This is a genomic window from Fulvivirga kasyanovii (genome assembly GCF_009711405.1).
Taxonomy (GTDB): Bacteria; Bacteroidota; Bacteroidia; order Cytophagales; family Cyclobacteriaceae; genus Fulvivirga; species Fulvivirga kasyanovii.
In genome coordinates, this window is sequence record NZ_SMLW01000353.1 from 1 (window position 1) to 6706 (window position 6706).

The window sequence follows — 6706 nt, forward strand, 5'->3', positions numbered from 1 at the left end:
CATACTATTGGTGGCCCCGTTAATGCTAAATCTTCATGCCCGGGCACAGTCGTCTTCGGAAAGCGAAGATATGTTCAAGGTGGTGCCCCCTTCCCCACAGGCAGCGGCATTTAGCCAGTATGGTTCACACCCTGTAAATTTATCAACAGGAGCCGTAAATATAAATATTCCTGTTTATACCTATACTGCCGGCCCCCTTTCGGTGCCCATATCCCTGGGCTACAACACCACCGGCCTCAAAGTGGATGATACCGAATCTATAGTGGGGCTCGGATGGGTTTTAAATGCGGGAGGTGTTATTACACGTACAATCCTGGATCAGCCTGATGAGGAATACATCAGCGGTACCGGCGACATACTTCCATACCCCGCAGATGTTGGTAATTCGTCAGACTGGTATGCCAATTACTTTATTGACAAGGCCATCCAGCAGCCAACCTTTGATACCCAACCTGATGAGTACAGTTATAATTTCCAGGGACAAGGGGGAAAATTTATTTTCTCAAGAGAGGGTGAATTACTGACCTTGCCCCGGAACAACTTTAAAATAACCAAAGAAATAAATGAACAGGGCAATGGAGACTTTGTAGTCACCACTCCCGATGGTATAGTATATCATTTTGGGGGAGGGTACGAAGAAATCAGCTATGTAGAAAGTGCAGGATCGACAGGGTGCCCCCGGAATTTTGACCGGCACCGGGTCACCTCGTGGTACCTCTATGAAATCGTACACCCCAATGGCACGAAAATATTTCTGGAATATGAAAATGCCGGTACTTATTCCTACGTGTTGTCACCCAGCCAAAGTGAGACCATCCTGACGCACCGCACAGGGGCCGGGTGTGAGCCTTGCGCAGCGAGGGAATCCACCAACTGCAGAAGCATACTGAATGTGCAGCAGAGCCAAAGGCTCCGCAGGATTTACAGCCCGGGTATGGGAGAAGTGCTATTCAATATCTCCGGCAGCAATACACGCTTCCAGTTTCTGGATAATGTAGAGGTAAGGGACAATGACAACAACCTTTTTAAAAAATTTATCTTTACCTATAACCAGATAACCCCTGCCAGCTTTCATAACGCTTTTACATCAACAGAAAAGCGAACTTTTCTGAAAGGATTTTCAGAAACGAACCCTGTGACCGGGTTTAAAGAAAAGGCCTATATATTTGAATATGAAAGCCCGGAACAAATACCCCCGCGGCTGACATATGCCAGGGACAATTACGGATTTTTTAACGGAAAGGACAATGCCAACCTGCTTCCATTAAGTGTTGACCCTATCTTTATCAACCAGGAGTTTGCAAAAGCCAATCGCAATCCTGACTTTACTTTTGCCGAAAAAGGTATCCTCAGGTCCATCACCTATCCTACGGGCGGAAAAACTACTTTTGAGTACGAACCCCACACCATTTATGGGGAGACTATAGTTGAGCGGAAAGAAAATATTCTCCTTAAAGCATCTCCTGGAGAAAGGGTAACGAAATCTTTTAACAGTTCCAGGGACCAGGCCGTTCAGGTACGGCTGGAAGTAAACCGTACTGCCAATAATGGCACAACCTGGAAAGACACTAATTTTTACATCTATGAGGACACCAACAATGGCAAGGTGGAGCTATTTAGAAGACAGTTGAATGAGTTTATACCTCCCAGCCCTGATGCACCATATCCCGATGACCAGGTTTACCTGGAGGTAGTGGATCTGACCCTGAAGAAAAATACCGGCTACCACTTGGAAATACAGTTTGGTGACGGTGTAGACATGGAGGCCATTAGCGCCCTTAACCTCTATACCGGGGAAACAGAGGTGACAATGAAAAACATTGAAGCCGGCGGATTAAGGATCAGGAAAATGGTAGAAGACCCCAACTCAGGAGACCCGCCGATAACCAAACATTACGATTACAGCGATTTTGGTACTTCCAAATCGTCAGGAAGGCGCAGGTTTGATCCAAGGTATATCAATGGGTACAGCCGTAAATTTACCTGCAACAGCGGAGGTGGCGGAGGAGGGATCTATGAGGGTGAATGTTTTTACAAAACCCTGAATGGCGCCAGTGTAGGCAGCCTGTTCCATACCACGGGCACCCATATATACTATAGGAATGTAACTGTGGGGTACGGGCCTTCTGCCGGCGATTCGTACGAAAACGGCAAAGAGGAGATCACTTTCAAGATCATGGATGACGCCTATGCCAACATCGTCAGGGGCGATGAAATTATCGATGCGCCGCTTTCCAATTTCACCTGGGGGGCAGGCCTGGAAGATATGCGTGAGATCTATAATGCCAATGACGAACTTGTAAAGCGGGTTACCAATGACTGGCACCACGACCCTGCCGGTTCTGCTGTACTCAAAGGGTTGTTGGTGAGAAACCAATCAGGCCCGGTGCAACGAACGATCGATGTGCCTTGCACCGATGCCAACAGGTCCGAAGTGTATAAGAAGCTTACCTGTACGGCTGCCCATAGCCATCAATGGAACTGGGGCAATAGCGGGGCCAGGTGTGTGGCCAGTGGTGCCAGTAATGTTTGGGTAACTTTTGCTCAGCATCCTTGCTACAATTCACCGAATGCTTCCGAAACCGTTAACTACTACGCTTATGTAGACCTGGCCGAATACCATCGCAGGTCAGACTGGTTTTACAATAGATCCGTAACAATGGAAGAGTACTTCCCCGCTACAGGGCCGCTTGTAAATACTACAAATTATTACTACGATAACCCCGGGCACCTACAGCTTACACGTACGGCTTTGCAGAGTAGTGAAGGCCATTTGTATGAGCAGCACTATACTTATGTGCCGGATTATGACGAATCGCTCACAGCCTATAACATCAAAGCGTTAAAAGACCATAACTTCATATTGCCGGTTAAGACCGAAGCCGCTGTTGACGGCGTATTAATATCCGGGGCAATCACCCGGTACAATACGAAAGGACAACCGGTAGAAACTTATAAGTTTGAGTCTGATACACCCGTGAGCAAGCCTGACCATGTACCGGCCCGGTATGTTGACCCTGATTACCACCTAAGCGACAGACTGGAGTATTACAACAACAGGCTGGCCCAGGTGACCCGGCGGGATGGTACGTATTTCTCCGTTATATGGGGGTTCAACGGCAATTACCCCGTGGCAAAAATCGATAATGCGGGGCTTGATGTGTTGCAGGGCCTGGGCATTTCCCTGGACCCGGCAGAAAACATATCTGCCGGCGATGCGAATGCCCTGTACGCCCTGCCTGGTGCTGTCACTACCCTGTATAATTACCAGGAGCTGAAAGGTATAACGAGAATAACAGATCCCAACCGCATACAGGCATCCTATCTATACGACCCTATAGGCCGGTTGAACTATGTGCTGGACAACGACCAGAATGTGAGCCGGCACCTGCAATATGGCTATGTAACAGAACCGCTGGTGGCCGATTACTACATCACGGCCCAGGGAGACGGCATGTATATTAACCAGCCTATTGCTTTTTCTGCCAAAGACTATCCGGAATACGACAACTCACTATTTACCTACGCATGGTCTACCGGAGGAACAAACAAAACAGAAACGTTAAGTTTTGACACACCCGGAGACAGGGAGGTCACGCTATCGATAGACTATGGTGGCAAGGCCCCCTCCCAGGTAACAAAGACAGTATCTATAATCAACAGGAAACCCGTTGTCGACTTCCAGGTTACGGGAGACTTGTTTGTGTATGAAGAACTTACCCTGGATGCCAGCGCAACTTACGATCCGGACGGCAACAGCATCGCCCTTAGCTGGAACCATGGCAGTACAGCAGAGGTAACCACGGTTACCTATAATACCCCCGGCACCAAGTCTATCACACTTACCGTAACGGATGAGTTCGGTGCCGCTACCACGGTTACCAAAGTAGTGGATATCGTTAACAGGGTGCCTGTAGCATCATTTACCCTGTCAGCCGGCAGTGTGGCCAGCGGGGAGCAGTTTAGTTTCGATGGCAGGGCATCGTACGATCCGGAAGGAAGCCCCCTGAGCTTTAGGTGGTATTATCAAATTGGCAGCACGGGCAGCCGCACTGAATTTCGAAATGGATATCAAAATGCATCATGGACACTGGACCAGCCGGGGAATTATATTATAACCCTGGAGGTAGAAGATGAATTTGGAGCTATCGGGTCGGCATCAAAGCCCCTGGAGGTACGTGAAGAGTACCTGAAGTTCAGGGGGCGGGTAGTAAATGCCAGTGGCAACGGGGTGCCCAACATCCGGGTCAACAGCTCCACCGGCCAGCATGCCACCACCAACAGCACAGGGAACTTTGAGATCCAGACCCTCTTCCAAATGGGCAACGTGACTATTGCCCCTGCACACAGTACCTACACATTTACCCCTTCATCACGTACTTATACTGATCCGAGAGGTACTATCTCAGGGGTGGATTTTGTCAGCTCCGGAGGAGGTGATACCGGAGGAGGCGACCCACCCCATCAATGCGACTTAAGCGTTTCGCCGGGTTCCTACACATTCAAGGCTGATGACCCGGGTGAAGCACCTTATTTCTCCGTAAGCACTTCTGCATCCTCCTTTACGGTGATAGAAACGAGTAACTGGGTTACCGTTAAAGACCTTACCGGCAATGGGTTTAGGATCACCGTGAGCGGCAACCTGGGAAGCCAAAGGCAATATCAGGTAACCGTGCAGGATTCGGAAGGGTGCAAAAAGTACATCAATATCGTTCAACAGTCCAGATTTTAATTCAACCTGATATATCATGAAATACATCGCTAACATTTTGGTCGCCGGCCTCTTTTTCATGGCATTTGATGGCCATGCCCAGCATAATATCGACATATCAAATGCCAATTACCTGGTAGAAAGAAACCCTGACCATCCGGTACAGCATGCCGTGTATAATACCGCCCCCTATGCCCACCGGGCCATTACAAAAGTCCAGTATCACGATGGCTTGGGAAGGCCCATACAGACCACCCTGCATAACCAGAGTCCGGGAAGCCAGGGCAAAGATTTGATCAGTATTGTGAAATATGATCAATTCGGCAGAAATGAGAAAAACTACCTGATCTATGCAAAAGATTTAAATGGCAGTTATGATCATACAGCATTGGCCAGCCTGCTGGCTTACTACAACTCCGGGGGAACAAAGGAAACCAACTATCCCTATGCGGTAACCCTGTTTGACGGGTCGCCACTGAACCGTGCCATGGAGCAGGGCGCCCCAGGTGAGGCCTGGCAGCCCGGTGGTGCTGCTGTTAGCTTTGCTAAAGGCACTAACATAAACGATGATGCGATCAAAAGGTGGGAGGTGAACAGCACAGGAGCACTCTCACTGGAAGGCACTTATGCTTCCGGCGCTTTAAGTAAGGATATTACTACCGATGAAGAAGGCCATCAAACTATCCAGTTTATCAACAAACTCGGCCAAACCATCCTTAAGCGTGTGCAGGTGGTTAAAGTAGTTTCGGGTACTTATCAGGCAGAAGAATGGGCAGATACCTATTATATCTATGATTTATCCGGCAATTTAAGGTATGTCCTGCCCCCCGAAGCAGTAAAGGCGACAGGCACTCCTGCTGCCACCCCTTACACCGTTCCGGATGATTTATTGAAGCACTGGGCTTTTCAATATAATTATGACGGGCGCAAACGGATGGTAGAAAAGCGGGTGCCCGGCTCAGACTGGGTTTATATGGTCTATGACAACAGGGACCGCCTGGTGCTGACGCAGGACGGCAACCAGAGAGACCCTGAAGAAACAACCGGCCGTGAGTGGACCTTCACCAAATATGATGCACTGAACAGGCCCGTTGCCACGGGCACTTATATCCATGTGGCAGCCATTGACCGCGACGCCATGCAGCTTGAGGTAAACAACTACTACGCAGGATCACCTTCGGATACCTGGTATGAGTCCTTCAATGGAAGTACGGCCCTGCATGGCTATACCGATAGGAGCTTTCCGGCAGATGTGGCAGCAGATAGCTACCTGACGGTTACCTATTATGACAATTATGATTTTAAAACCCTGCCAGGTTTTGGGGACAGCTATAACTATGACCCGGACCAGTTGGGAACGGCCAGCTACCAAAACGTAGACTATTCATTTCCTGCCACTGAATTTGAGCGTGTAAAAGGCCTGGCCACCGGCTCTAAAATACAGGTGCTTGATGGTGCCAATACCTGGATCAGCACGGTGACCTACTATGACGACCGCTACCGTGTGGTGCAAACCATCATGGAAAACCCGGATGGCAACATAGACAAAACGAGCACACTTTATAACTTCCCGGGCTGGGTACTGGCCACCTATACCGAGCATCAAAAAGAAGGGACAGTATTTGGGATAAAAAGGCGCTATACCTACGACCATACCGGCAGGCCTATGGCAGGTTACCACGAGCTGTTTGAGAATGGCCAATCGCGGGGAGAAGTATTGCTTGCCGAAAACAAATACAATGAACTGGGCGAGCTGGTAGAAAAGAACCTGCATGTAGAACATGGTACGCCACACCAAAGTATAGACTACCGGTACAACATCAGGGGCTGGCTTGAAAGCGTAAACAACAGCACCCTTCAAATTGAGCCTGGCCGAAATACAGACGATGCCAACCCTGACCTTTTCGGTATGGAGCTATTTTACAACCACCCCCTAAATGGAGTTGATACCAGTAATTAAACCAAAAGACATGAACAACCTTAATAAATACATAC

The 6706-nt window shown here is 48.8% G+C and carries 2 protein-coding genes; both read left to right on the forward strand.

What is annotated here, in order from left to right:
• Positions 1 to 22: 22 nt before the first annotated feature.
• Positions 23 to 4732 carry a PKD domain-containing protein gene (locus E1163_RS30380; RefSeq protein ID WP_221417926.1) on the forward strand — a complete coding sequence of 1570 codons (4710 nt, stop codon included), beginning with the start codon at positions 23 to 25 and terminating at the stop codon, positions 4730 to 4732.
• Between the two features lie 16 nt (positions 4733 to 4748).
• A complete protein-coding gene (locus E1163_RS03685) occupies positions 4749 to 6671 on the forward strand; it encodes a DUF6443 domain-containing protein (protein ID WP_155169570.1) in 1923 nt (640 codons plus the stop codon).
• Positions 6672 to 6706 lie beyond the last annotated feature (35 nt).

Bases quoted from the DNA above. Each gene is read 5' to 3' on its own strand.
- E1163_RS03685 (WP_155169570.1), top strand. From the start codon at position 4,749: ATGAAATACATCGCTAACATTTTGGTCGCCGGCCTCTTTTTCATGGCA.
- E1163_RS30380 (WP_221417926.1), top strand. From the start codon at position 23: ATGCTAAATCTTCATGCCCGGGCACAGTCGTCTTCGGAAAGCGAAGAT.